The organism is Ureibacillus sp. FSL W7-1570 (assembly GCF_038593265.1).
Classification (GTDB): Bacteria; Bacillota; Bacilli; order Bacillales_A; family Planococcaceae; genus Ureibacillus; species Ureibacillus suwonensis.
In genome coordinates this window covers 1,263,152-1,288,580 of record NZ_CP151979.1, presented here as the reverse complement: position 1 = coordinate 1,288,580, position 25,429 = coordinate 1,263,152, and the positions used below count along the sequence as shown (strand labels likewise).

The 25,429-nt window shown below is 41.8% G+C and carries 22 protein-coding genes; 15 read left to right on the top strand and 7 right to left on the bottom strand.

Annotation, left to right across the window (positions count from 1 at the left end):
* The first annotated feature begins 27 nt into the window (after positions 1 to 27).
* The 3 genes from argJ to NST13_RS06260 are packed head-to-tail and all read left to right on the top strand — an operon-like array spanning position 28 to position 3,123.
* On the top strand, positions 28 to 1,248 hold the full coding sequence (argJ, locus tag NST13_RS06270; protein ID WP_342468908.1) for a bifunctional ornithine acetyltransferase/N-acetylglutamate synthase: 1,221 nt from the start codon (positions 28 to 30) through the stop codon (positions 1,246 to 1,248).
* The gene (gene argB, locus NST13_RS06265; RefSeq protein ID WP_342581660.1) at positions 1,211 to 1,990 is read left to right on the top strand and encodes an acetylglutamate kinase; all 780 of its coding nucleotides are present in this window, start codon (positions 1,211 to 1,213) and stop codon (positions 1,988 to 1,990) included. Before argJ ends, argB begins: the two co-directional genes overlap by 38 nt.
* A complete protein-coding gene (locus NST13_RS06260; RefSeq protein ID WP_342468910.1) occupies positions 1,987 to 3,123 on the top strand; it encodes an acetylornithine transaminase in 1,137 nt (378 codons plus the stop codon). The genes argB and NST13_RS06260 overlap by 4 nt, the downstream gene beginning before the upstream one ends.
* Before the next feature lie 40 nt (positions 3,124 to 3,163).
* On the opposite strand, the gene NST13_RS06255 is transcribed toward NST13_RS06260, so the two are convergent.
* A complete protein-coding gene (locus tag NST13_RS06255; RefSeq protein WP_342581659.1) occupies positions 3,164 to 6,061 on the bottom strand; it encodes a transglycosylase domain-containing protein in 2,898 nt (965 codons plus the stop codon).
* Between the two features lie 416 nt (positions 6,062 to 6,477).
* On the opposite strand from NST13_RS06255, the gene tyrS reads away from it, so the two are divergent.
* Positions 6,478 to 7,749 (top strand): tyrosine--tRNA ligase, encoded by a 1,272-nt coding sequence (gene tyrS, locus NST13_RS06250; RefSeq protein WP_342468912.1) that lies wholly within the window; start codon positions 6,478 to 6,480, stop codon positions 7,747 to 7,749.
* 44 nt (positions 7,750 to 7,793) lie between these two features.
* On the opposite strand, the gene NST13_RS06245 is transcribed toward tyrS, so the two are convergent.
* From NST13_RS06245 to hisJ, 4 genes are all read right to left on the bottom strand, one after another.
* Positions 7,794 to 8,399, bottom strand: a complete 606-nt coding sequence (locus tag NST13_RS06245) for a hypothetical protein (RefSeq protein WP_342581658.1) — start codon at positions 8,397 to 8,399, stop codon at positions 7,794 to 7,796.
* On the bottom strand, positions 8,380 to 8,982 hold the full coding sequence (gene rpsD, locus NST13_RS06240) for a 30S ribosomal protein S4 (protein WP_342468914.1): 603 nt from the start codon (positions 8,980 to 8,982) through the stop codon (positions 8,380 to 8,382). Before rpsD ends, NST13_RS06245 begins: the two co-directional genes overlap by 20 nt.
* Before the next feature lie 357 nt (positions 8,983 to 9,339).
* Complete coding sequence (locus tag NST13_RS06235) at positions 9,340 to 9,819, bottom strand: GAF domain-containing protein (protein ID WP_342581657.1); 480 nt, start codon at positions 9,817 to 9,819, stop codon at positions 9,340 to 9,342.
* Between the two features lie 18 nt (positions 9,820 to 9,837).
* Positions 9,838 to 10,629 carry a histidinol-phosphatase HisJ gene (hisJ, locus tag NST13_RS06230; protein WP_342581656.1) on the bottom strand — a complete coding sequence of 264 codons (792 nt, stop codon included), beginning with the start codon at positions 10,627 to 10,629 and terminating at the stop codon, positions 9,838 to 9,840.
* Between the two features lie 133 nt (positions 10,630 to 10,762).
* Between hisJ and ezrA the strand changes: the two genes are divergently transcribed.
* From ezrA to NST13_RS06185, 9 genes are all read left to right on the top strand, one after another.
* A complete protein-coding gene (gene ezrA / locus NST13_RS06225; RefSeq protein ID WP_342468917.1) occupies positions 10,763 to 12,469 on the top strand; it encodes a septation ring formation regulator EzrA in 1,707 nt (568 codons plus the stop codon).
* 208 nt (positions 12,470 to 12,677) lie between these two features.
* Complete coding sequence (locus NST13_RS06220; RefSeq protein WP_342471270.1) at positions 12,678 to 13,817, top strand: cysteine desulfurase family protein; 1,140 nt, start codon at positions 12,678 to 12,680, stop codon at positions 13,815 to 13,817.
* Positions 13,818 to 13,821: 4 nt separating this feature from the next.
* Entirely contained in the window at positions 13,822 to 15,030 is a 1,209-nt protein-coding gene (gene thiI / locus NST13_RS06215; RefSeq protein WP_342468918.1) for a tRNA uracil 4-sulfurtransferase ThiI, read from the top strand.
* Positions 15,031 to 15,136: 106 nt separating this feature from the next.
* Positions 15,137 to 15,346, top strand: coding sequence for an alpha/beta-type small acid-soluble spore protein (locus NST13_RS06210; RefSeq protein WP_342468919.1), 210 nt, complete (start codon positions 15,137 to 15,139; stop codon positions 15,344 to 15,346).
* Positions 15,347 to 15,522: 176 nt separating this feature from the next.
* The gene (locus NST13_RS06205; protein ID WP_342468921.1) at positions 15,523 to 17,109 is read left to right on the top strand and encodes an acyl--CoA ligase; all 1,587 of its coding nucleotides are present in this window, start codon (positions 15,523 to 15,525) and stop codon (positions 17,107 to 17,109) included.
* Between the two features lie 186 nt (positions 17,110 to 17,295).
* Positions 17,296 to 18,300, top strand: a complete 1,005-nt coding sequence (sppA, locus tag NST13_RS06200; RefSeq protein ID WP_342468922.1) for a signal peptide peptidase SppA — start codon at positions 17,296 to 17,298, stop codon at positions 18,298 to 18,300.
* A 12-nt stretch (positions 18,301 to 18,312) separates the two neighbouring features.
* On the top strand, positions 18,313 to 19,110 hold the full coding sequence (locus NST13_RS06195) for an RDD family protein (RefSeq protein WP_342468923.1): 798 nt from the start codon (positions 18,313 to 18,315) through the stop codon (positions 19,108 to 19,110).
* A gap of 131 nt (positions 19,111 to 19,241) precedes the next feature.
* Entirely contained in the window at positions 19,242 to 19,745 is a 504-nt protein-coding gene (tpx, locus tag NST13_RS06190; protein WP_342468924.1) for a thiol peroxidase, read from the top strand.
* 183 nt (positions 19,746 to 19,928) lie between these two features.
* Positions 19,929 to 20,867 carry a class I SAM-dependent methyltransferase gene (locus NST13_RS06185; RefSeq protein WP_342468925.1) on the top strand — a complete coding sequence of 313 codons (939 nt, stop codon included), beginning with the start codon at positions 19,929 to 19,931 and terminating at the stop codon, positions 20,865 to 20,867.
* Positions 20,868 to 20,971: 104 nt separating this feature from the next.
* On the opposite strand, the gene NST13_RS06180 is transcribed toward NST13_RS06185, so the two are convergent.
* Positions 20,972 to 21,946, bottom strand: coding sequence for an acyltransferase family protein (locus NST13_RS06180; RefSeq protein WP_342468926.1), 975 nt, complete (start codon positions 21,944 to 21,946; stop codon positions 20,972 to 20,974).
* Between the two features lie 293 nt (positions 21,947 to 22,239).
* Positions 22,240 to 22,686 (bottom strand): universal stress protein, encoded by a 447-nt coding sequence (locus tag NST13_RS06175; RefSeq protein ID WP_342468927.1) that lies wholly within the window; start codon positions 22,684 to 22,686, stop codon positions 22,240 to 22,242.
* Positions 22,687 to 22,971: 285 nt separating this feature from the next.
* On the opposite strand from NST13_RS06175, the gene ald reads away from it, so the two are divergent.
* Together ald and NST13_RS06165 are read left to right on the top strand one after the other, a co-directional pair.
* Complete coding sequence (gene ald / locus NST13_RS06170; protein ID WP_342581655.1) at positions 22,972 to 24,096, top strand: alanine dehydrogenase; 1,125 nt, start codon at positions 22,972 to 22,974, stop codon at positions 24,094 to 24,096.
* A gap of 150 nt (positions 24,097 to 24,246) precedes the next feature.
* Positions 24,247 to 25,422: an ABC transporter substrate-binding protein gene (locus NST13_RS06165; protein WP_342581654.1), complete on the top strand. Its 1,176-nt coding sequence runs from the start codon at positions 24,247 to 24,249 to the stop codon at positions 25,420 to 25,422.
* The last annotated feature ends 7 nt before the right edge of the window (positions 25,423 to 25,429 follow it).

Below are 25,429 nucleotides of genomic sequence, written 5' to 3'. Positions count from 1 at the left end.
TTACGGGAGAAATGGAGGATTTTAATGATGTCATCAATTGTAGAAATGAAATTATCGAGCAAGAATATTGTATCCCCGAAAGGATTTAAAGCTGCGGGAATCCACTGCGGCATCAAACATAAGAAAAAGGACTTGGCCGTTTTATACAGCGAAGTGCCTGCAAGTGTCGCCGGAGTTTTTACAACAAATAAAGTGCAAGCGGCTCCGATTAAAGTGACAAAAGAAGTGGTTTATGAAACGAAAAAAATGCAGGCGGTGATTGTAAACTCAGGAAACGCCAATGCTTGCACAGGAAAACAAGGGCTGCTTGATGCCTACGAAATGCAAAAATTGATTGCGGAAAAATTGGGCATCGACTCCAAACTTGTGGGCGTATCTTCAACAGGTGTCATTGGAGAACTGATGAAAATGGACCGCATCCGCGAAGGTGTAAAAAAGATTGAGCTCGGCAGCAAGCTTGAAAATGGGATTGATTTTGCCCAAGCGATTTTAACGACGGATACGGTGATGAAAAATACGACTTATTCCACAATCATCGATGGAAAAGAGGTCATCATTTCAGGAACGGCGAAAGGTTCAGGGATGATCGAACCGAATATGGCGACAATGCTTGCCTTTATTACGACGGACGCCAATATTGAATCCGATGTATTGCAAAAAGCATTGTCTGAAATTACAGATTTGACTTTCAATTGTATCACGGTTGATGGCGATACATCGACAAACGATATGGTATTGGTATTGGCGAATGGAATGGCGGGAAATAATCCGCTGACTCCGGAACATCCGGATTGGAACAATTTCTATAAAACATTGAAAATGGTTGCAGAAGACCTTGCTAAAGCAATTGCCCGCGACGGAGAAGGGGCAACGAAGCTCATCGAAGTGGAAGTGGAAGGGGCGGTTTCAGATGAAGAAGCCCGCAAAATTGCCAAAACGGTTGTAGGATCTCCTTTGGTTAAAACGGCGGTATTTGGTTGCGACGCCAACTGGGGCCGTATCATCGCCGCTGTCGGCTACAGCGGGGCTACGGTCGATCCTGAGAAAATCACCATCAAAATCGGCGATAAAACGATGGTTGAAAATGGTGAACCGATTCCATTTGATGAAGATGAATTGATCAAAATTTTAAAAGCCAATGAAGTAAAAATTCATGTTTCTTTGGCTCAAGGCGATGGTCACGGGTTTGCTTGGGGGTGCGATTTAACGTATGACTACGTCCAAATCAACGCAAGCTACCGCTCATAAGCGAATCGTCATCAAATTGGGGGGAAGTACATTAGAGGGCTTAAATGATGCGTTCTTTTCCAATTTTAAAACCCTCCAGGAAGAAGGGTATGAAGTGATCATTACCCACGGTGGAGGTCCCGCCATCAATCGGGAGCTGGAGAAGAGGGAAATCCCTACCGAAAAAATCAATGGCATCCGGGTGACGAACGAAGAGGCGATAGAAGTCGTTCAATCGACTTTGGTCGGCCTCGTGAATCCAATGCTTGTCCATGATTTGAACCGGGCAGGCATCCATGCCATCGGTTTAAACGGGTTTGATATGAATCTTCTCCAATGTGAACTATTAGACTATGAAACTTATGGATATGTAGGAGAAATCAAAAAAATCAATACCCACATCATTGATATCCTCACCGCCAATCAGATTGTGCCGGTTGTCAGCTGCATTGGTGCTTCCGAAGAGGGGCAGGGGTTAAATATCAACGGTGATACGGTAGCAAGCGAAATTGCGTTAGCGGTAGGCGCTGAACGTCTGCTGTTGGTGACGGATGTATCCGGCATCCGGATTGGCGGTGAGTATCAAAAGCAAGCCACGCCTGAACAAATCCATCAATGGATTGAAGAAGGGGAGATTACAGGCGGTATGATACCGAAAGTGGAAGGCGCCATCCGGGTATTGAATGCCGGCATTCCTAAAGTGGAAATTGTTGACGATACGTTGACGGGTACGACAATAACAAGCAAGGAGTTAGTGAAATGAGTGCACTATTCAATACTTATGCAAGAAGACCAATCGCCCTTGTTGAAGGAAAAGGGACCATTGTAAAAGACCAAAACGGCAAAGAATATTTGGATTTTACGAGCGGAATTGCTGTTGTATCATTAGGGCATGCACATCCGGAACTTGTCAAAGCCCTTCAAGAACAAAGCGAAAAAATTTGGCATACGAGCAATTTATTCCAAGTTCCTGGTCAAGAAAAGCTCGCAGAATCATTGGTGAAAGATACGCATTTTTCTTACGCATTCTTCTGCAATAGCGGTGCGGAAGCAAACGAAGCGGCGATCAAGCTTGCCAGAAAACATACGGGAAAACATCATATCATCACCTTTAAACAATCCTTCCACGGCCGCACATTCGGTTCAATGAGTGCGACAGGGCAAGAAAAAATCCAAAAAGGCTTTGGGCCAATGTTGGAAAAATTCACGTACTTGCCATTCAATGATGTGGAAGCATTGAAAAATGCCGTTGACGATTCGGTGGCGGCCATCATGCTTGAAGTGATTCAAGGGGAAGGCGGCGTCAATCCGGTAACGGACGAGTTTGCAAAGGCCATTCAGGAAATTTGTGATAACAGCGATGTTTTATTAATTGTCGACGAAGTTCAAACGGGGATTGGAAGAACGGGAACCCGTTTTGCCTACGAACAGACGCCATTGAAACCGGATATTTTGTCCATGGCCAAAGGGCTTGGCGGCGGTTTCCCAATCGGCGGCATTTTAGGTACAAAAGAATTGTTTGACACGTTTGGTCCAGGATCCCACGGTACAACTTTTGGAGGAAATCCGTTGGGTGTCGCTGTTGCACAAAAAGTGATCGACATTGTGTTCCAAGATGAATTTTTGGCAGAAGTGAATAAGAAATCAGCCTATTTTGTTGAACAATTAAAAGCGGCATTCCCGCATGGCGAGTTTAAAGTTAAAGGGAAAGGGCTTCTTCTCGGATTGGAAAGTGAAAATGAAGTGGCGGAATACATCGGAAAATTGGAAGAAGCCGGATTGTTGGTTTGTCCTGCCGGCACGAATGTAATCCGATTGCTTCCACCGTTGACTGTAAGTTATGAAGAAATCGATGAAGCGGTTTCCATTTTGAAAAAAGTATTACTTGAGAAATAAAAATCAGCAGCACAGACGAAAAGTTTGTGCTGCTGATTTTTTATTGTCTATTTTGTTGATTCCGTTGGTTATTTGGCAGGTTGATTTGCGGATGATTTCCGTTATTTTCATCATCATTTTCATTTCCGTTATCAATCGGCATTTGATCATGATTTTCCGTTTCATCATCCACAGGATTTTCCTCTACAGTCCCATCTGTTTGAACCATCGATACGGAGGATTCCAATCCGGTAATATCGACAGCCGCGACGCCGAATTGGCCATTGCCGACAGCAATGCTCCGGTTTTCTCCGCTTCTAACTGAAGCAATCAGTTTTCTGCTTCCGCCTGTCAGGTCGTAAACCCGGTATCCGATCACATCATTGGAAGCGGAAGGGGACCAGGACAATACATTGCCATTGATTGTCACACTGACCGGCTGAGGAGCGGCTTGGTCAGGGGTAAATGTTTTCGTATTCGTTACTTTCAAAATTGACTCTCCTAAAAGTTTGTCCGGATTTCCTCCCAAGCGGCCAAGCATTTTGGATATAAAATCCTGGTTCAACGAAATGCCGCTTGCAGGATAAGTGAATTCTTGCGGTGTTGAATCCAATGCCAGATAGGTTTCGCCATTAATATTGACGGTTCTTGTTTCAGATGACACGAAACTGTTATCGATAGCAGACGGGACAAATCTTCGAATGAACAGGTCGCTGCGGACGAGTCCCGCATCGCTGCATGCCTTGGAAGGCGCCATCCCTGAAATGCCGCAGAATGATGCGTAAACGACATCTTTCGGTTTTTGGAACCGCTCTTTTGAAGCGATCAGATCCGGCTTCGCATCGTAAGCGGCATTCATCAAAGTCGCCCATAGCAAATTGATACGGACACTTGGTTGGAAATAAACATTATTAAATTGATAGAGCGTTCTGTGTTTATCGTAACCTAACCATACTCCCAACGAGATGTTCGGATTGTAGCCGACGAGCCATACGTCCCGGTATTTCTCGGATGTCCCGGTTTTTCCGGCGAAGTCCGATGAGAATTTTAATGAGGAGCGGGCTTTGGCTCCAGTACCGTATGCAAACACATCTCTCATCATATCCGTGATGATATAGGATGTTTCCGGAGAATACACTTGAACCGGCTCTGCTGCGTGTTGGTAGATGACATTGCCATCGACATCTTCAATTTTTTCAATCATATAAGCGTCAATAAATTTTCCGCCATTGGCAAAAGTGGCGTAAGCGTTCGTGTTTTCTTCCACGGTTGTACCGACATCGATCGCGCCTATTGCGGCCGCAAGGTTTTCAAAGTCGCCTTTTGTTAATTTCGAGAATCCCATTTTCGCCAAAAGTTCAGCCGGTCTTCTGTCAATGATTTGATCGTATAAGCGAATCGCTGTCAAGTTTTGGGAGTAAGCCAATGCTTCACGGGCCGGGATGATGCCCCGTTCTTCGTTAGGGATATAGTTTTTCGGCTTCCAACCTCTGTAATTAAATTTCACATCCACAACCGGGCTTCCTGCGCCGATTAATCCATACTCAATGGCAGGGCCATAAACGAGCAGCGGTTTCATCGTGGAACCGTTGGAACGGTAGGCTTGTGTCGCATGGTTCAACTCTGTTATTTCAAAGTCTCTGCCGCCAACAAAACTTAAAATCCTTCCCGTTTTATTTTCAATCAATATACTTCCCACTTGTACCGGATCCGGAACTTCCATTTCTTGATTTGTCTCCGGATCAATCACTTTTTTCGTAAACGTGTGTCCATAATATTTGAATTCTTTTGCCGCATTGTTCATTGCATCATACAAATTTTTATCGATTGTTGTATAAATGCGGTAGCCGCCGGAACGGATATCGCGGTCGGCAAGGATGATATATTTTTCATACAGGTTTTCTTCTTCGTCAAGTCGCTTAGGATCAATCCCGTCTTTTTCCGCCGAAATTCTTGCCATGATTTCTTTGGCCCGCCGCTCGATTTCGAAAGTCAAGTACGGATATTTGATCGTTGTGGATTCCGGTTCTTTGAAATCTTTTGTGATGTCGTATTCAAGGGCTTCTTCATATTCCGCTTCCGTAATATAGCCCGCTTGTTTCATCCGGTATAAAACGGTTTTCATCCGTTCGATTCCAGGCTGCAATCCTTCTTCACTTTTTAGCTGCCCCTTTTGAGTGAAAGGGGTATAAGAAAATGGCGCCTGGGGAATTCCTGCTATGTATGCAGCTTGCGGTAAATTTAATTCACTCGCACTGACCCCAAAAATTCCTTTGGCGGCCGTTTCCACTCCGGCAATATTACGGCCTGAAGAATTTCTTCCATAAGGGATGATGTTCAAATAAGCTTCCAAGATTTCATCCTTTGTCATAAAATGCTCGAGACGCAATGCAAGCAGCAATTCTCTCGCTTTCCGTTCATAGGATACTTCATTTGTCAATATTTGGTTTTTTATGAGCTGTTGCGTCAAAGTCGAACCGCCCGTTTGAGTGGATGAATTGGTGAAATCCTGGATCAATCCGCGGAGCACCGCTTTAGGAACAATCCCGTTATGATCGTAAAAATATTCGTCTTCCGTTGCAAGCACCGCTTTGATCAAAATGGGTGATACTTGATCAAGGGTTGTTTTTTCCCGTTCCAAATCGGTTCGGATTTTGCCTATGTAAACATTTCCCGCAAAATACATTTCGCTCGTTTCTTCATAGTTGTAGATCTGCTTCCTCATTTCCCCTTTTGTATAAAGAGGCTCGTCCTTCACCAAGGAAGCAAAATAACCTAATCCGATCGAAAAAACAAACACGGAGCCAATCAGAAAAATAATGAAAAAGACAAGTCCGAGATTCCAAATGACACCAAGGGTGATGCGCAATTTGCTTGTATTGTTTGATGTGGCGATTGTTTCGATTTTCTCATTAATGTATATTATTTTTTTTAATAACTGTTGAAACTTCTCTCTCACACACGTCCCCCCTAAAATCTTGTTTATTATAGCACAATTCCATATACTCAGAATATAGTTGTTGACAAAGAAAATTTAACGGGTAGAATAATTCATGAAGCTTAACATGAATATATATTTATGGTTTTCAAGCGTCGAAGAGATTGCAGTAGTGTTTTCATTCCCTGTTTAAGAGAGCTGGCGGTTGGTGCAAGCCAGTCATAATGAAAACATGAATTACGTTCTCGGAGCTTGGACGTTTTCCGCGATAAGGAACAACGAGTGGGAGATTTTCTCCAAGCCGGGTGGTACCACGTGATGAGCGTCCCTGCATGCATTGGTTGCATGCAGTTTTTTTATTGTGTTTTGCAATAGGTCTCTATCCACTATTTATCCCATTATTTTTGAATAATTACAATAAGCAGGAGGAATCAATTATGGCAAATGCTTTACTGGAAGATTTAAAGTGGCGCGGATTGATTTATCAGCAAACAGATGAAGAAGGATTGGAAAAGCTGCTAAATGAAGAAAAGATTTCATTGTATGTAGGGGTGGACCCAACAGCCGATTCCATGCATATCGGCCACATTGTGCCATTGCTGACATTGCGCAGATTCCAACAGGCGGGCCACAGACCGGTGCTGCTTGTCGGCGGGGCTACAGGAATGATCGGGGATCCATCCGGAAGATCCACAGAACGCAATTTGCTTTCGAAAGAACAGATTGAGAAAAATGTGGCCGGACTTAAAAAACAAATGGAGCGCATCTTTGAATTCGGAGATAAAGAAAACAGCGCGATTTTGGTCAACAACTATGACTGGATCAGCCAAATGAATGTCATTGACTTTTTGAGGGATTACGGGAAATTGATCAATATCAATTACATGTTGGCGAAGGATACAATCGCTTCCCGTCTCGAAACAGGAATTTCATTCACGGAATTCTCCTATACGTTATTGCAAGGCATCGACTTTAACCATTTATACGATCATTATGGTGTCCGTTTGCAAGTGGGCGGTTCCGACCAATGGGGCAACATTACGACTGGTCTTGAAATCATCCGGAAAACCCACGATGAAGAAGCGAAAGCCTATGGCATCACAATGCCGCTGATTACAAAAGCGGATGGTACGAAATTCGGAAAAACGGCAAGCGGCGCCGTATGGTTGGATCCTGAAAAAACAAGTCCATATGAGTTCTATCAATTCTGGATCAACACTGCCGATGCCGATGTGGTGAAATATCTGAAAATCTTTACGTTCTTGTGCAAAGAGGAAATTGAAGAACTTGCGTTGTCCGTGGAGAACGAGCCGCATTTACGCAAAGCGCAAAAAGTGTTGGCTGAAGAGATGACAAGACTCATTCACGGAGAAGAAGCCCTTGAAACGGCAAAACGCATTACAGAGGCTTTATTCTCCGGGGATTTAAAATCTTTGTCCGCCAGCGAAATGCGCGATGCCTTCAAAGATGTGCCGACTGCGGAAATGGCGAAGGAAGACAAAAATATTGTCGATGTATTGGTGGAAGCAAAAATCTCTCCATCCAAACGCCAGGCGAGGGAAGACGTTACAAATGGAGCCATCTCCATCAATGGGGATAAAGTGACGGATTTGAATTATGTTGTGAGCGGCAAAGACCGTTTGGACGATGAATTTACGATCATCCGCCGCGGGAAAAAGAAATATCATATGGTGAAATTTATTGGATAAATAAGAAGGTAGGAGTGAATGGGTTAAATTTCCATTCACTCTTTTTAATTAGTATCGGGAGCAGGGAAATCCGCTTCATTTAGTGCGTTTGTTATCCTGTTTGGTGCGGATGCAGCTTTATTTAGTGCGTTTGTTATCCTGTTTGGTGCGGATGCAGCTTCATTTAGTGCGTTTGTTATCCTGTTTGGTGCGGATGCAGCTTTATTTAGTGCGTTTGTTATCCTGTTTGGTGCGGATGCAGCTTCATTTAGTGCGTTTGTTATCCTGTTTGGTGCGGATGCAGCTTTATTTAGTGCGTTTGTTATCCTGTTTGGTGCGGATGCAGCTTCATTTAGTGCGTTTGTTATCCTGTTTGGTGCGGATGCAGCTTCATTTAGTGCGTTTGTTATCCTGTTTGGTGCGGATGCAGCTTTATTTAGTGCGTTTGTTATCCTGTTTGGTGCGGATGCAGCTTTATTTAGTGCATTTGCCACTCCGTTTGGTGCGGATGCCACTTTATTTAGTGCATTTGCTAATCCATTTAGTGCGGATACAACCAGAATTAGTGCGTTTACCCAAAAATTTAAAACGATAAAAAAACCCCTGGAACTTGTAGCAAGTCCCAGGGTTCTTTTGATAAAGCCGCTAAAATTAACGTGAGTAGAACTCAACGATAAGCGCTTCGTTGATTTCAGCCGGCAATTCGGAACGTTCTGGATAACGAACGTAAGTACCTTCTTTTTTCTCTGGATCGAAAGAAAGGTATTCTGGTACGAAGTTGTTTACTTCAATCGCTTCGTTCACGATTTGTAAGTTTTTAGATTTTTCACGAAGAGAAATCACTTGACCAGGTTTTACAGTGTAAGATGGAATATCAACACGTTGACCATCCACTGTCACGTGGCCATGGTTTACTAATTGACGAGCTGCACGGCGAGTACGGGCAAGACCTAGACGATATACTAGGTTGTCCAAGCGAGATTCAAGAAGGATCATGAAGTTTTCACCATGAACCCCTTTCATTTTACCCGCTTTTACGAACAAGTTTTTGAATTGGCGTTCGTTTAAGCCGTACATATGGCGAAGTTTTTGTTTTTCTTGAAGTTGTAGACCATATTCAGTCAATTTTTTGCGTTGAGTTGGTCCATGTTGACCTGGTGCGTAAGGACGTCTTGCTAATTCCTTACCAGTGCCGCTTAGTGAAATACCAAGACGACGGGAAATTTTCCATGTTGGTCCTGTATAACGAGACATTGTGTCTCCTCCTTTTGGTTTTTTTGTTGTAAAACAAAAACCAGTTGTACCCGAGCTTATGTGTATTTTATTTTCATGTATTTTCGCCCTAGCAGCCTTTAGGGTTACTCATACACCATCCAACAATCCAATGATTATTGGAGGAATAAAATACAGCCACAAGTTTATACAACTGCTGCTTTTATTTTACACGATGTCCATTGTATATGGTTTTTCTAGTGCCGTCAAGAGAAAAACATTAACAATGATGCGGTATTTCGCACTTTTATTTGGCTAAATTTTGTATCAGTAAATCTGGTTTACCCGCTTGAAAATTGGTTGGCCGGGAAAGCGGAAAGAAATACTACGAGACTTTCATTAAATGTATCGGATTAACGTTTGGACAAATTTTTCCAATCCAAGTCGATCTTCCTGTTTGAAACGGTTTTTCAATGGGCTGTCAATATCAAGGACGCCAATAATTTCCCCGTTTTTCACCAGTGGGATGACGATTTCTGAATTGCTGCGGGCATCACAGGCGATATGTCCAGGGAATTGGTGGACGTCATCGACCACGATGGTTTCCCCTTTTTCTACCGCGGTGCCGCAGACGCCACGGCCCACCGGAATTCGCACACAGGCCGGCAATCCCTGGAATGGCCCAAGGACGAGTTCCCCGTTTTTCATTAAATAAAACCCGACCCAATTGATATCGGTTAAAAATTGGTTTAACAATGCACTGGCATTGCTTAAATTGGCGATCAAATCTTCTTCCCCTTCAAGCAGTGCCGCCAGCTGCTTGGACAACAGATTATATTGTTCTTCTAAAGTGCCTTTATATTCGATTCTCGTAAACATAAGCGCCTCGCCTCCTGTTTATAGAAAAATTTTTTCATAATGTTGATGCAAATCATCGACACAATGGGCATCCGAACCGAACACAAGGGGAATTTCAATGGATTTTGCATATTCGATCATTGGAAATGGAGGGTACGGTTCCAAACAGAATTTTTTGCTCAACCCGGCACTATTGACATCCAATTCATAACCATATTCCTTCATTTTATTTAATATGGCAATGATCCGGCTTTCATCATCAATGGATTGCTTATGGAAATGCTGGAATTTATGGATGAGCGTTGGATGCCCGATTCTGCGCGGTTTGTATTGCCCGAGATCGGCTTCCATTGATTGGAGTACCGTATCATAATACAAGTCATAAACGGCTTGGACACTTCCCGCTTTTTCCGCAAATTTCATGAACTCCGTTTCTGAATAATCGATGCACACATATTCCTCATTCAATTTCAAAAAATGGACGGACAGGATCGCATCATCAAGATAAGGCCCAACCGTATTGAGGAACATTTTGGTTTCTTCTTCATAACCGACGATATAATCCACTTCCAAACCGATGTGAATGTTGATATCGTTTTTATAACGCCCCTTTAATTCAGACAAAGTTTCTATGTATGGGGATAATAATTCCGGTTTCATTCCACTGTCTTTTTCGGGAGTCGGGTCAATAAAATTTTCGGGCAACGGTGCATGTTCAGTGAATGTGATATCGGTGAATCGGTGTTGAATTGCTTTTTCAATATATTTTTCCAATGGGTCTTTTGTACCGTGAGGACAAAAGGGCGTATGGATATGGCCGTCTTTTTTCATTTTTTCAACCCCTTATCAAGAAGAAATGAATAACTTTTATTAAATACTTTATTTTTTCAAACAAAAGTTCAAAAACATGGTATATTATATAACATATAGCCAATTTGCGTGAGTGTGGAATAGGAGGCTTACGATGAAGTATATCATCTTTATCATCATCGTACTATTAGCGTTATTAATAGTCGGGCTTGTCATACGGAAAAAACATACTGCCGAGATCGAGCGGCTGGAAAAAAAGAAATTGCAAATTCAACATTATCCTATTTTTGAAGAGTTGACAAAAATAAAAAATTTAAATATGAACGGTCAGACGGAAGAATTATTTGAACGTTGGCGCAACAAGTGGACGGAAGTGGTGGACGTCGACATCATCAAAATTGATTCCATGCTGTTTGATGCGGAAGAATACATAGATCGGTTTAAATTCAAAAAAGCGTCGGTGGTTGAAAAAGACATCGAGGATTATTTAAATCGATGCGATCAAATCAAAAACGAAATTTTATCCGAATTGGACGAATTAATCGGCAGTGAAGAAAAGAACCGCATTGAAATGGAGCAATTGAAAGAACAATACCGTTCCGCCCGCAAGACTCTGCTTGCGCATCAATATTCTTTTGGTCCAGCATTGGCCAATTTAGAAAAAATGCTCGAAGAATTTCCTCAGAAATTTGAAGAATATGATAAGCTGACCGGAGAAGGAAATTATTTGAATGCCAGGGAGACGGTTCTTTACCTGAGTGAAAAGTCGAAGAAAATGAATGAGTTGATCAATGAAATTCCGGCACTGTTAACAGAGATTCAAACAAAAATCCCTGCTTCCATCCATGAGTTGAGAACCGGTCAACGGGAAATGGAAGAACAGTCCTATTACTTGCAGCATCTGGAATTAACTGAACACCTGGATCAAATTGAAGAAGAATTGAAGAAACTGGAAGAAGAATTGGCGAATTTGAACGTTACACATGTGGCGGAAAGAATCCAGGAAATCAATGATGAGATCGACAACTTCTATGATTTGCTTGAAAAAGAAGTATACGCTAAAGATTATGTGGACAAGAATTGTGACCTTGCATACAAAACATTGAACGAAGTATTGAAAGCAACAAGGGAAGTAAGTACGGAAGCGGAATATGTCCAAAACAGTTACCGTCTGCCAAAGGAAGAAGCGGAGATTCCGAAAATCGGCCTAAAACAGCTTGAAGTGATCCAAAAGCGGTTTGAAGTGCTTCTTTCCCGTGTGAGGGAAGAAAAGTCCGCATACTCCAGCCTGCAGGAAGAATTGATGGAAATCAGCAATGAAATTGAACGGATTCAGGAAGTGCAAGAAGAGTTTTCAAACCGGTTGAAGAATTTGCGCATTGATGAAAATAAAGCCCGAACAAAATTGAATTCATTGAAAAAAATGTTGCAGGAAACCGATCGGATGTTGCACAAGGCAAACATCCCCGGCATCCCGGAGGAAATGGATGCGCGTCTGGAAGAAGCGGAAGAGCAATTATTTGTTGTCATGCAAAGCCTCCAAGAAGTTCCATTAAATATGAATTTAGTCAACAGCAATTTGGATAAAGCGGAAAAATGTATCCAAAATGTGCAAAAACAAGCAAAAGAAATGATTGAAAACGTGATGTTGATTGAACGGATTATCCAGTACGGCAATCGTTACCGTTCCAATCCAAACGTTCATGAGTTATTGCTTCAGGCGGAAGAAGCGTTCCACAATTTCCGTTATATCAAAGCGTTGGAATTGGCGGCGGAAGCCGTGGAGCTTGCAGAACCGGGAGCGATTAAGCGCATCGAAGAACTTGTGCAAGAAGAAGTATTCGAAAAAACGAAACAATAATTTATGCAGAGATGCTGATTTAAGGGTATAATAGTATCAAAATGTTGTATCGTGGGAGATACCATTTTGCTATTAACTTTCGTTTTCAAGTACCTATTGTTCTTTTATTTTTCAATAGTCAGTATTAAAATGGTTGGTTGTCCGGAAAGTATTCGCTTTCTGTACAACCTTTTCTTTTGAAAATCCCGTATATAGAAGGTTGGTAATGATGATTTATTTTGATAACAGTGCAACAACACAACCCTACGAAGAAGTGTTACAAACATTTGTTGAAGTAAACAAAAACTATTATGCCAATCCGGCTTCCATCCATGCCTTTGGTGTGGAAGTCAATGAACTGTTGGAAGCGGCAAGAAACCAAATCGCAACTATTTTAAAAACAAAGCCCGAACATATTTTATTCACTTCCGGTGGTACAGAATCAAACAACTTTGCCATTTTTGGTGTCGCAAAGGCCAACAAGCATATCGGAAAACATATCATTACAACGGAAATTGAACATGCCTCCGTGCTTGAAGCCTATAAATCACTGGAAAATGAAGGGTATGAAGTGGATTATTTGTCGGTCGACAAACATGGGGTCATTTCCTTGGATGAATTGCGGGAAAAGCTCCGCAAAGATACGATGCTTGTGACGATGATGCATGTCAACAATGAGATGGGAGCCATTCAGCCGATTGAAGAAGCGGCAAAAATCATTCAACAACATTCCCGCGCCATCTTTCATGTGGATGCAGTGCAAAGTTTTGGAAAATTGAATGTCCAGTTCAATGGAGACGCCGGACCGGACATCATTACGGTTTCCGGCCATAAGATTCATGGTCTGAAAGGTACCGGGTTCATTGCGTTCAAGAGAAAATTGAATATCGCCCCTTTGATTGTCGGCGGTGGACAAGAATTTGGTTTGAGAAGCGGAACGGTGGCTGTCCCACAGGCAGTCGCATTGGCAAAAGCTTGCCGTATTGCCGTGGAACGTTTGCAAGAACATCAGGCGAAATTTACAAAATGGCGTGATGAACTCATTGATTATTTCACGACTTTCGGCAATCATATCTATATACTTTCCTCAAAAGAAGGCGCTCCTCATATTGTGTCCTTTAGCGTGAAGGATCTGAAGGGCGAAGTCATCATTAATGCGTTGCAAAAACGGGGAGTGATTGTTTCCACATCCAGCGCATGTTCGTCAAGACAAAAGAAAACAAGCCATGTGGTGGAAGCGTTAAAAGTGGATCCGCATTTTAAAGAAGGTGTCATTCGCATCAGTTTCGGAGCAAAAAATACGGATGAAGAAATCGAACAGTTTAAAGCCATTTTCAAAGAAGTTATGAAAGAACTAAAAGGAGTATAATACTATGCTTTGGAAAGAAATATTGATCAGATATGGTGAATTGACGACGAAGGGACGGAATCGGAAAGATTTTATCCAGCAATTGAAATATAACATCAAATACATCTCTTCCGATATCGGGCGCCTAATAATCCGGGCTGAACGGGACCGGATGTATATTGAACTGGATAATGAAGAGCAATTTGAAAAATTGATGGAAAAATTGCCACGGGTATTTGGAATTTCATCATTCAGCCCGGTTGCCATGTGCGAAAAAGAGATGGGCAGCATCCAACAACTTGCCCAAACAATCATGGACCGTTATAAAGATCGGGAAATCACTTTTAAAGTGGAAGTGCACCGTTCAGATAAATCTTTTCCTTATCAAACATATGATATACAGAAAGCAGTCGGGGGATATTTATTAAAAAACAATCCGAATTTATCGGTCAATGTTAAAAATCCGGATGTGGAACTTCGGGTTGAAATCCGAAAAGAAGCCGCTTATTTGATGTCCGAAGTGATTCATGGGGCGGGCGGAATGCCGGTGGGATCCAACGGAAAATCCCTATTGCTGCTTTCCGGCGGAATCGACAGCCCGGTGGCAGGTTATTTAATGATGAAACGCGGCGTAAGAATCGATGCGATTCACTTTTTCAGCCCGCCATATACAAGTGAACAATCGCTGCAGAAGGTAAAAGATTTGGCCAATGAATTGACGAAATTCGGTTCTTCCATCCATCTGCATGTCATTCCGTTTACAGAATTGCAAGTATTAATCAAAGATACAGTGCCTGCGGAAATGCTCATGACGACAACGCGCAGAATGATGATGAAAATTGCGGACCGGGTGCGTGAAGAAATTGGTGCGCTTGGACTGGTCACTGGCGAAAGTTTGGGACAAGTGGCAAGCCAGACGCTGGAAAGTTTGACGGCCATCAATGCGGTAACGAATACGCCGATTTTGCGTCCGTTGATTTCTTTCGACAAGCTTGAAATCATTGACATCGCTCAGCAAATCGGCACGTACGAAATATCCATCAAGCCGTATGAAGACTGCTGCACGGTCTTTACGCCAGCCAATCCGAAAACAAGACCAAAATTGGAGCGCGTCACTCATTTTGAATCCCAGGTGGACTTTGAAGAATATATTGAACGGGCTGTGAAGAATAGAGAAGTCTATATCTTCCCTGAAAAGCGTGTGAAAGAAAATAAATTTAAACATCTACTATAATCTCATTCTCTCCTTCAACCGGTAATAGTAGTACAATTTACCTCTCACCTTTTGTGTATTAAAAAATCATTCCGGCACATTCTAAATGCACAAGGAGGTGAGAGAGATGGCTACAAACAACTCTGGAGGCAGAAACAAATTATTAGTTCCTGGTGCAAACGCAGCTTTAGATCAAATGAAATATGAAATTGCACAAGAGTTTGGTGTTCAACTCGGACCTGAAGCTTCCGCTCGTGCGAACGGATCAGTCGGAGGAGAAATCACTAAACGTCTAGTGCAAATGGCTGAGTCACAATTACGTGGCACTCAACAATAAGTAATAGAGGGCTAGTAGCATAATGCTACTGGCCTTTTTTTATTATTCGTTTGTTTTTACTATTTTTATCTATTAAACAAAAGATTTTCTATTATGAAGAATATTTTGCTATTTTGTTCGTATATAATTATAATTAGGATAATATTTTCAATTTTTCAAATTAAGGGGGAATTTGCTTGAAGAGGGAAGATTTGATTGCACCAGAAAACTATAACATTGTGGATGAATTTGAAAAATGGGCAAAAGATGAGAGTAAATTGGCGTTATTGGTTCGCCATGAAGACGGCACCACTGAGCAGATCACCTTTGTTGAACTTTTAAAAAGAGCCAATAAAGTGGCGAATTTATTTAAAAGCCATGGCCTGGAAAAAGGCGATGTGATTCTTGTCATGGTTCCGCGTTCTGCTGAAGCCTACGCTACATACATCGGTGCATTAAAAGCAGGACTTTCAATCATTCCAAGCTCTGAAATGTTAAGAGCAAAAGATATCGACTATCGCATTGAACATTCCGGTGCGAAAGGGATTGTGGCCTTTTCCAATGAAATCGCTCAATTTGAAGACGTCAAATCCTTGGATGGATTGAAACTTTTCGTTTACGGGGAAGCGGAAGAACCTTGGATTCAAATTGAAAAAGCCGTTGAAAATTTATCGGATGAGTTTAATGAAGTGCAAACAAAAAGCTCCGATATCGCTTTCTTATCTTACACAAGCGGAACAACCGGAAATCCGAAAGGTGTAATCCACACTCATAGTTGGGGTTACGCACATTTGCGGACAGCCGCTGAGCACTGGCTCGGTGTGAAAGAAAATGATGTGGCTTGGGCGACGGCAGCACCTGGCTGGCAAAAGTGGATTTGGAGCCCATTCCTGGCGATTTTGGGAAGCGGCGGCACAGCCTTCGTTTATACAGGAAAATTCGATCCAAAAACGTATCTGCAATTATTGCAAGATTATAAGGTCAATGTATTATGCTGTACGCCGACGGAATATCGTTTAATGGCAAAAGTGGACGGGCTGGAATCTTATGATTTGTCGAATTTAAAAAGTGCCGTTTCCGCAGGGGAGCCGTTAAACAGCGAAGTCATCAACAAATTCCTGAATGTATTTAATATTCAAGTCCGCGATGGATATGGACAAACTGAAAATACACTGCTCGTTGGTACTATGCTGGGCATGAAGCCGAAACCAGGTTCCATGGGCAAACCGACTCCGGGAAATGTGGTGGAAATTATCAATGAAAACGGGGAACCGGCAAAACCGGGAGAAGTTGGCGATATTGCCGTCCATTCATCCACTCCTGCCCTCTTCAAAGGTTATTACAAAGATCCAGAACGTACGCAAATGCAATTCCGCGGAGAATGGTTCCTGACAGGTGACCGGGCGTACAAAGATGAAGAAGGCTACTTCTGGTTTGAAGGACGCGGTGACGACATCATCATTTCCTCCGGCTACACAATCGGTCCTTTCGAAGTGGAAGATGCCCTTGTAAAACATCCAGCTGTAAAAGAATGTGCAGTTGTGGCAAGTCCTGACGAAATTCGCGGAAGTATTGTAAAGGCTTTCGTTGTATTGAAAGACCCAACATTAAAAAATAGTCCAACCCTTGTTCAGGAATTGCAAGAGCATGTGAAAAACATTACAGCCCCATATAAATATCCGAGAGCGATTGAATTCATTGATGAATTGCCTAAAACCACTTCCGGTAAAATTCGCAGAGTCGAATTGCGCCAAAGAGAATGGCAAAAACAAACAGCGAAATGATTCACACCTTCCCATTTCATAAATAAACCAATATTTCATAAAATATACAAATTTAAGGCATTCAGAGAAGATAATGGCTTTCTGAATGTCTTTTTTTCATGTAACCTTATATTAGTAAAGAAAATTTTATAATTTTTTGAAACAATTGGCTTTCCAAAACGTATGAAAGGTGAAGGAGGTAAAAAAATGAATGTAAAAAGATGGATTGCACTTATTTTTGCGGTTATTTTGCTGTTTGTTTCAATTGGAATCAATGCATTGATGTCGATTCTCAAGACGGATATTTTCAGCGGGTTTGATTCCTTGACAACAACAGAATTAACCGAAACGGTTGTCGAACCGGGATCTTTTGATGAACGAATCGCTTTGCTTTCAGTGGATGGAGTCATTCAGGATGTAGGCTCAAGCACGCCGTGGACAACTTTGGCATATGATCATCAAATGTTTTTGGCTTCATTGGATCAAATTTTGCAAGACGATACGGTAAAAGGTGTTGTATTGTATGTTAACTCGCCAGGTGGCGGGGTCATTGAATCCGCGGAGATTCATGATAAATTGGTGCAAATCAAAAAGGAAAAAGGTATTCCAATATATGTTTCAATGGGATCGATGGCTGCTTCAGGAGGTTATTACATTTCTGCCCCTGCGGACAAAATTTTTGCCCATCGTGAAACTGTCACAGGTTCCATCGGTGTCATTATGCAAAACTACAACTACTCAGAACTTGCCAAAAATTTAGGAGTCGAAATTGAAACTATCAAATCCGGCGCACATAAAGACATGTTCAGCGGCACAAGACCTTCCACCGAAGAAGAAAAAGCGATGCTTCAGGAAATGATCAATGAATCCTATGAAGCGTTTGTGGATGTAGTGGAACAAGGCAGAAACATGTCCGAAGCGGAAGTGAAAAAAGTGGCGGATGGACGGATTTTAAGCGGAAGCCAGGCGATGAGAGCCGGTTTGGTGGATGAGTTGGGCAATTTGGAAGATGTCATTCAAGCAATAAGAAAAGATCATAAACTGGAAGATGCGGAATTGTTTGAATACGAGTCCGGTTTTGGAACTTTTTCATCTTTGCTGGCATCGAAAATGGGTACAATCTTTGGCCCTTCAGCAGAAGAGAGACTATTGAAGAAATTGATGAGTTCTTATGAATCACCTCGATTGATGTATTTATATGGTCAAAATTAAGGAGGGCTGAAAATGACGGGTTATAATCCAGAAAATGAACGGAAAACTCCTGCCCAAGAAACGAATGACAATATTTCAGCGAATGAACAGGAACAGAATGATTCAATCTATGATAATGACCACGTTGAAACATCCTCAAATGAAGAAAATATGGGGGCTGCGGAAAGGGAAATAAATGAATCCGGCCAACCATTGGCGGAAAAAACCGCGGAAGAATCTGTTGCAGCGATCAATAACAATGAATTTTTAAGCGAAGGGAAGAAGGAAGAGGCCATTGAAACAAAAACCGTAAGAGAAACGGAAATTGTTGAAGAATATGAGGAAAAAACAGCCGGTTTTTGGATTCGGTTCTTGGCGTTCATAACAGACGGTCTCATCGTCAGTGCAATCGTATCCATATTGGTTAAACCAATCTTCTATTTTTTGGACTTGGATATGTCCACTTCCGATTGGTTTGCACCGTTTACGATTATTTCAGGAATTTTCTATTACGGTTACTTTATCATTATGACAAAGTTCTGGCAGCAAACGGTCGGCAAGATGATTTTCGGATTAAAAGTGAAATCGCTGAAAGAGGAAAAACTTTCATGGAGTACTGTATTGTTCCGGGAATTGGTGGCGCGCTTCATCAATAATACCGTTTGGTTATCTTATCTTGCAGTTGCGTTTACGCCGAAAAACCGGGGAATCCAGGACTATATTGCCGATACCATTGTGGTGCAGGAAAATGTGTATGTAAAAAATGAAAAGACTGTGATTAGAGAAAAGATCATTGAAATTGACGGCCATTCCAACCATCAGACAGCTTGATCAATCACCATTCAGCATCCATCGTTTCTTTGGATGCTGAATGTTTTTTTGATTTTCAAGTTAAGTTATTTGCTTAGTGGGGAAAGTGTTTAGTAAGATGAAATTAGTAGAAAAAAAGGAGGAATGTTCTAGTGGCTCAAGTAACATTTAAAAATAACCCGGTGACATTGTTGGGAAATGAAGTGAAAGTGGGTGACAAAGCGCCGGATTTCACAGTGCTTGCCAATGATTTATCACCTGTCACTTTAAAAGATTCAGAAGGGAAAATCCGCTTATTTGCGACAGTTCCATCCCTTGATACAGGCGTTTGTGATGCGGAAACCCGCCGTTTTAACGAAGAAGCGGCAAAATTGGGGGACGATGTCATCGTTTACACGGTGTCCGTCGACTTGCCTTTCGCTCAAAAACGCTGGTGCGGTGCAGCGGGCATCGATCGTGTAGTCACTGTATCCGACCACAAAGATCTTTCCTTTGGAAAAGCTTATGGTGTGGCGATTGAAGAATTGCGTCTTTTGGCCCGTGCAGTGTTTGTCGTTGATCGGGAAGGCATTGTACGTTATGTGGAATATGTTTCTGAAACAACGAACCATCCGGACTATGAAGCGGCTATTAAAGCTGTAAAAGAACTTCTTTAATGGTTTAGAAATCGTAACAAAAGGTTATTACTTGTAAGATATCTTTTATCCGGTTTTTCGGTTATTATTATATTGGGCTGATTATTGTAGACAAAGTCATCGCGGCTTTGTCTACACTCATTTTTTGTCCGTTTTACATATCGTCACACCAATTAGAACGGGATTTGTGAAAGGAAGAACAGAATGGAAAGAATTGAGCAAATATTTGCCTTTATAAATAAAAAGGCCGAGGAATTTGAACGTTCAAGCAAGTCAACTTATTTGGAGGGTGTGCTCACAACGCTCAGAGGAGTTTTGGATGGAGAGTTTCAATTTCCGGTTGAAGCGGCAACGAAGGAAGAAACCCGCAAAGCGATTCAGCTCGCCATATTGAAAGGCATGCGTGAATCATCGCAACCCAACCATCAGATGACACCGGATTCTTTGGGATTGTTGATCACTTACTTTGTCGAGCAATTCTATGAAGAAAAATTGGAAAATGGCATGATATCCATTCTTGACCCTGCATTAGGAACAGGAAATTTAATGTTTACCATCATGAATCAGTTGGACGGCAAAATTTTGGCTGCAGGGGTGGAAGTTGATGAATTGCTGATTCAATTGGCGAGTGAGATTGCTGAACTCATCGAGCAGCCGATTGAACTGTATCATCAAGATGCGCTAAGACCGTTGCTTATTGAACCGGCAGATCTCGTCGTTTGCGATTTGCCTGTCGGTTATTATCCAAACGATGAAGTGGCAAAAGACTACGAATTATGCGCAAAAAACGAGATGAGCTATGCCCATCATTTATATATTGAACAATCATTGCGATACACAAAAGAAGGCGGATATTTAATATTTTTGATACCAGCCACATTATTCGAGTCGGGACAGGCGGAAATGCTCCATAAGTTTTTGAAAAAGCATGCATGGATTCAGGCAGTGATTCAATTGCCGGAAAACATCTTCAAATCAAAACAGCATGAAAAGAGCCTTTTCATTTTGCAAAAGAAAAGCGATCAGTTGCGCCCTCCGAAAGAAGTGCTGCTTGCCAAAGTTCCGAATATGTCGAACAAACAGGCGCTTTCACTGTTCTTTGAAAAGATTCGAATGTGGAAAGAAAACAATTTGAGCAAGTAAGTACCCGATAACAGGTTTAGAATTTGCATAAATCCGGAAAAATATAGATGACTCCCATATAAAAAGGTGCTGCCTCGAATTGTAGGCGCACCTTTTTATTTACATCATTTTTTGTTTTTTGCAAATGCCAGTTGAAAGACGTTGACCACCGGTTTTCGGGACAGCAAATACACAATCAGAAGGCTTGATACAAAGAGTATCCAATACTGGCTTGTTTCGATAATGTATTGCTTGATGGGATGATCGTGGTAAATCCGGACGATCCCCATATGAAGCAGGTAGATGACCATGGTCGATTGGCCGATGGAAGTAAGAAAGCTTTGTTTTTTTGGCACCAAGGTCAAAAAGACGAAGGTGGCCAAAAACTGAACGCCGTAAGTGGCCAATCGCATGAGTGCCGAGTATTCAATTGTGTCCGCGATTTCTTCATATGGTCTTTTTCCCAATAGCCAAAATCGATAGTCGAGCGGGGCGTACCGGGCAATCAAGATGAACCCGACAATCGCAACAATGATGCCGAGAACCGTATTCATGCGGGATTTTAATCGGACAAAATGCTCCTCTTTTAAATGATAGCCGGCCAAGAAAAATGGAAAGAAGAAAAAGGTGCGGGACAGACTCAAAAATTCATCCACTTCTGTGTCGTACCCAATTAAAAGGGAAATGGCGATGGCCATCAGGAGCCCATATTTCAATTTGCCGAAAAAATACAGAAGTACATTCCAAAAGATCAAACTCATTAAAAACCAAAGTCCCCATCTCGGGATAAACAAACTATAACTGATGTCATCGTGAAAGATGAAGTCATAGTAAAGCGTATAGAACACTTGAAAGATTACATATGGAATGAGGAGTTTTTTTACAAGTTTTTTAAAATATCCCTGTTCATAAATTTTTTTTGCGAAATATCCTGAAATCAATATAAAAGCAGGCATATGAAAGGTATAAATGAATAAATAAACGTCGGCGATCAGTTCATCATGTTCGATAAATTCACTGCTCATATGGCCAAGGACCACAAGGATAATCAATAATGCCCTTGCGTTATCAAAATAAGGAATCCGTTTCAATTCAACCATTCTTTCTGTTTTTCATCATGATTAATTGTCAAATGTTATCAGCAATGTAGAATAGAATTGTGCTAATCTTGAAATCAACTTTTCTATAATGAATAAAAGACAGTAATAGTTTTAACACATTTCGACAGATATCGCCATCAGAAAAAGTTGATAAAAACGTAAAATTGTTGACAATTTGTATCGCCAGATTGCAGCAATAGGAAAGGTTGGAAACGAATGATTGGAAAAATGGCCACAAAAAAACTGCCCGGGAAGCTCGAGGCTTTCCAGACAGCCTTTTCCAAATATGAATATTAGTTTTCAGGAGTGCGGACAACTAGCACATCACATTTTGCGGAACGGACAATCGCTTCAGAAACTGAACCGATTAGGAAACGTTCAACTGCGTTCAAACCTGTTGCACCGCAGACAATCAAATCAGCATCAACTAATTTGGATAATTCCTTCGTAATGATTGTTTTTGGAGAACCATATTCTATGATTACGTTTACATTTTTTACGCCAGCTTCTTCTGCTTGCTTTTTATATCCTTCAAGCAATTCTTCGGAAAATGCCTGAGCCTTTTCGGCAATGGAACGATCGTATGCTTCAATTGCAGCAAATGAACGTGTGTCAATTACGTTTACCAAGTGCAATTTTGCATCGTCGTTTTGTTTAGCAAAATCAATCGCTTTTTTGAATGCATATTCTGCTTCTTTTGAACCATCCACAGCTACTACAATATTCTTATAATTTACCATAAGGCTTACCTCCTTTTACTATGTTATTATTATATCAAATTTTCAGATAATGGGAATAGAAATTAGAGAAAAATGTAAAAAAATTCACATATTATTCTAAAAATTGTCGTAAATTTTGTTGGAAATTTTAATTTTTTGTTAATCTGTTGTGAACTTCATTGAATTGCATTTCCCCCTTTTTGGGGGGATTTTTTTCATATTTTGATTCTATTTTTATTTCATAATTGTTAGAATAAAAAATGATGACAGAATTTTGAATTTTGCAGAAAAGGATGGGATCTTCGAGTGAAAATTGGTATTCCTAAAGAAATTAAGAACAATGAGAATCGTGTCGCAATGACGCCTGCGGGGGTCGTTACATTAACCAATGCAGGCCATGAAGTATATATTGAAACCGGTGCGGGTTTGGGTTCTTCTTTCACTGATGAGGATTATGCCGCTGCGGGAGCAAAAATTGTCAAAACCGCTGAAGAAGCATGGTCACAAGAGCTGATTTTGAAAGTGAAAGAGCCGATTAAAAGTGAATATCAATATTTTTATGAGGGACAAATCCTCTTCACTTATTTGCATTTGGCGCCTGAATATGAATTGACACAAGCATTGCTTGATCGAAAAGTGGTTGGAATTGCATACGAAACTGTGCAAATGCCTAATGGTTCCCTGCCTCTTTTGACGCCGATGAGCGAAGTGGCTGGGAAAATGAGTGTGCAAATCGGTGCGCATTTCCTGGAAAAATTGAATGGAGGCAATGGAATTTTATTAGGTGGGGTTTCAGGCGTTCCCCGTGGAAAAGTGACCATCATAGGCGGTGGGGTTGCCGGGACAAACGCCGCCCGCGTTGCCATTGGGATGGGAGCGGATGTGACAATGATCGATGTAAACCCTGACCGTTTACGTCAATTGGAGGATATTTTTGGCACTTCCGTTCAAACGTTGATGTCCAATCCATATAATATTGCCGAGTCCGTGAAAAATTCCGATTTGGTGATCAGCTCCGTATTAATTCCTGGAGCAAGAGCGCCGAAATTGGTGACAGAAGAAATGGTGAAGCAAATGAAGCCGGGCTCTGTAATTGTCGATATTGCCATCGACCAGGGAGGAAGCACGGAAATCACCGCAAACAACCCTACTTCCCATGACAAGCCGACCTTTGAAAAATATGGCGTGCTTCATTATGCGGTGCCGAATATTCCGGGAGCGGTACCGAGAACTTCCACTCTTGCCTTGACGAATGTCACAGTGCCATATGCGCTGCAAATTGCCAACAAAGGCTATAAACAAGCCTGCTTGGAAAATGAGGCGTTGAAAAAAGGAATCAACACTTTGAAAGGATATGTAGTATACAAGGCGGTTGCTGAGGCGCAACAGCGGGATTATGCATCTGTGGAAACATTGCTGAAAGAAGATTAAATCATTTCATTCACTACTTGGAATCTATTTTCCAAGTAGTTTTTTTATGCATTTGTAATATTTCAAAAATTCGGTTAATAGAATAAAAAATAGAAATTACATTACTTGCGTAGTGTAAATTTAATAGATTTCCAAATCAGGGGGGTCATGATGAAAAGATATCAACACTTCTTTTTGACAATGTTGGCAGCATTCTCGCTATTGGTTTTGGCTGCTTGCGGCAATTCGACAAGCGGCGGTGAAGAAAGCGATGCGACTGATGAAGGGCAAGCAACAGGTGGTGCAATCGAAGCGAAAATCGGGGTCATCTCCTATTTGTCCGGTGCCGGAGCCGCCTATGGAGAGGCGATAACACAAGGGTTGAAATTGGCGCAAAAAGAAATTAATGAGCAGGGCGAAGTCCATATTGATTTAGTGATAGAAGATTCGGCAGGAGAAGCGGAACAGGCGGTGAACGTTGGACAGAAATTGATGGCGGACGACTCCATTCTCGCGATTATTGGCCCAACGTTAAGCACGGAATTCTTTGCCGTTGCTCCGGAAGCGGATTTGAATGGAATTACGATTATGGGAACATCCACAACCGTTGATGGGATTCCTGAAATCGGCGATTACGTTTTCCGAAATGCCGTTCCTGAATCATTGGCGATACCAGCGGCCATTGAAAAAGCGGTGAAAAGAACAGGGGCAAAGAAAGTGGCCCTCATTTATGGAAACGATGATGCTTTAACAAAAGGCGGATTTGAAGTAATGAAAAGAAAAGCCGAAGAAATGGGATTAGAAATTACAACCATTGAAACATATCAAAAAGGGCAAAGTGATTATAAAGCGCAACTGACAAAGATCAAAAATTCAAATCCGGACCTGGTGTTGGCATCCTGTCTATATAATGAAGGGGCTGTCATTCTCGATCAGGCACGCAAAATGGGCATTTCCGTTCCGTTCGTTGGCGGAAACGGTTTCAATTCACCCCAAGTCATCGAGATTGCAGGTGACGCGGCAAATGGTTTAATCGTAGGAACACCTTACTTCGGAGATTCTGAAGATCCAAAAATCGTCGAATTCAACAAAAATTACGAAGCGGAATTCGGGAAAAAGCCGGACCAATTCGCTGCGCAAGCATATGATGCTCTCTACATCTATGCGGATGCCATCAAGAGAGCCGGCACTGGGGAGAACCGTGATGCTTTCCGCGATGCGTTGGCAGCGACAAAAGATTTTGATGGCATTTTAGGAAAATTCTCCTTCGACGACGTGGGTGACGTGGTGATGGACGTTACCGTAGTAGAAATAAAAGATGGGAAATTTGTAGAATTCGAGGAGTAACCTCGAA

Excerpts from the sequence above, each read along its gene's own strand:
- argJ (WP_342468908.1), top strand. The coding sequence starts at position 28 with ATGTCATCAATTGTAGAAATGAAATTATCGAGCAAGAATATTGTATCC.
- argB (WP_342581660.1), top strand. The coding sequence starts at position 1,211 with ATGACTACGTCCAAATCAACGCAAGCTACCGCTCATAAGCGAATCGTC.
- NST13_RS06260 (WP_342468910.1), top strand. The coding sequence starts at position 1,987 with ATGAGTGCACTATTCAATACTTATGCAAGAAGACCAATCGCCCTTGTT.
- tyrS (WP_342468912.1), top strand. The coding sequence starts at position 6,478 with ATGGCAAATGCTTTACTGGAAGATTTAAAGTGGCGCGGATTGATTTAT.
- rpsD (WP_342468914.1), bottom strand. The coding sequence starts at position 8,982 with ATGTCTCGTTATACAGGACCAACATGGAAAATTTCCCGTCGTCTTGGT.
- NST13_RS06235 (WP_342581657.1), bottom strand. The coding sequence starts at position 9,819 with ATGTTTACGAGAATCGAATATAAAGGCACTTTAGAAGAACAATATAAT.
- hisJ (WP_342581656.1), bottom strand. The coding sequence starts at position 10,629 with ATGAAAAAAGACGGCCATATCCATACGCCCTTTTGTCCTCACGGTACA.
- ezrA (WP_342468917.1), top strand. The coding sequence starts at position 10,763 with ATGAAGTATATCATCTTTATCATCATCGTACTATTAGCGTTATTAATA.
- NST13_RS06220 (WP_342471270.1), top strand. The coding sequence starts at position 12,678 with ATGATTTATTTTGATAACAGTGCAACAACACAACCCTACGAAGAAGTG.
- thiI (WP_342468918.1), top strand. The coding sequence starts at position 13,822 with ATGCTTTGGAAAGAAATATTGATCAGATATGGTGAATTGACGACGAAG.
- NST13_RS06210 (WP_342468919.1), top strand. The coding sequence starts at position 15,137 with ATGGCTACAAACAACTCTGGAGGCAGAAACAAATTATTAGTTCCTGGT.
- sppA (WP_342468922.1), top strand. The coding sequence starts at position 17,296 with ATGAATGTAAAAAGATGGATTGCACTTATTTTTGCGGTTATTTTGCTG.
- NST13_RS06195 (WP_342468923.1), top strand. The coding sequence starts at position 18,313 with ATGACGGGTTATAATCCAGAAAATGAACGGAAAACTCCTGCCCAAGAA.
- NST13_RS06185 (WP_342468925.1), top strand. The coding sequence starts at position 19,929 with ATGGAAAGAATTGAGCAAATATTTGCCTTTATAAATAAAAAGGCCGAG.
- NST13_RS06180 (WP_342468926.1), bottom strand. The coding sequence starts at position 21,946 with ATGGTTGAATTGAAACGGATTCCTTATTTTGATAACGCAAGGGCATTA.
- NST13_RS06175 (WP_342468927.1), bottom strand. The coding sequence starts at position 22,686 with ATGGTAAATTATAAGAATATTGTAGTAGCTGTGGATGGTTCAAAAGAA.
- NST13_RS06165 (WP_342581654.1), top strand. The coding sequence starts at position 24,247 with ATGAAAAGATATCAACACTTCTTTTTGACAATGTTGGCAGCATTCTCG.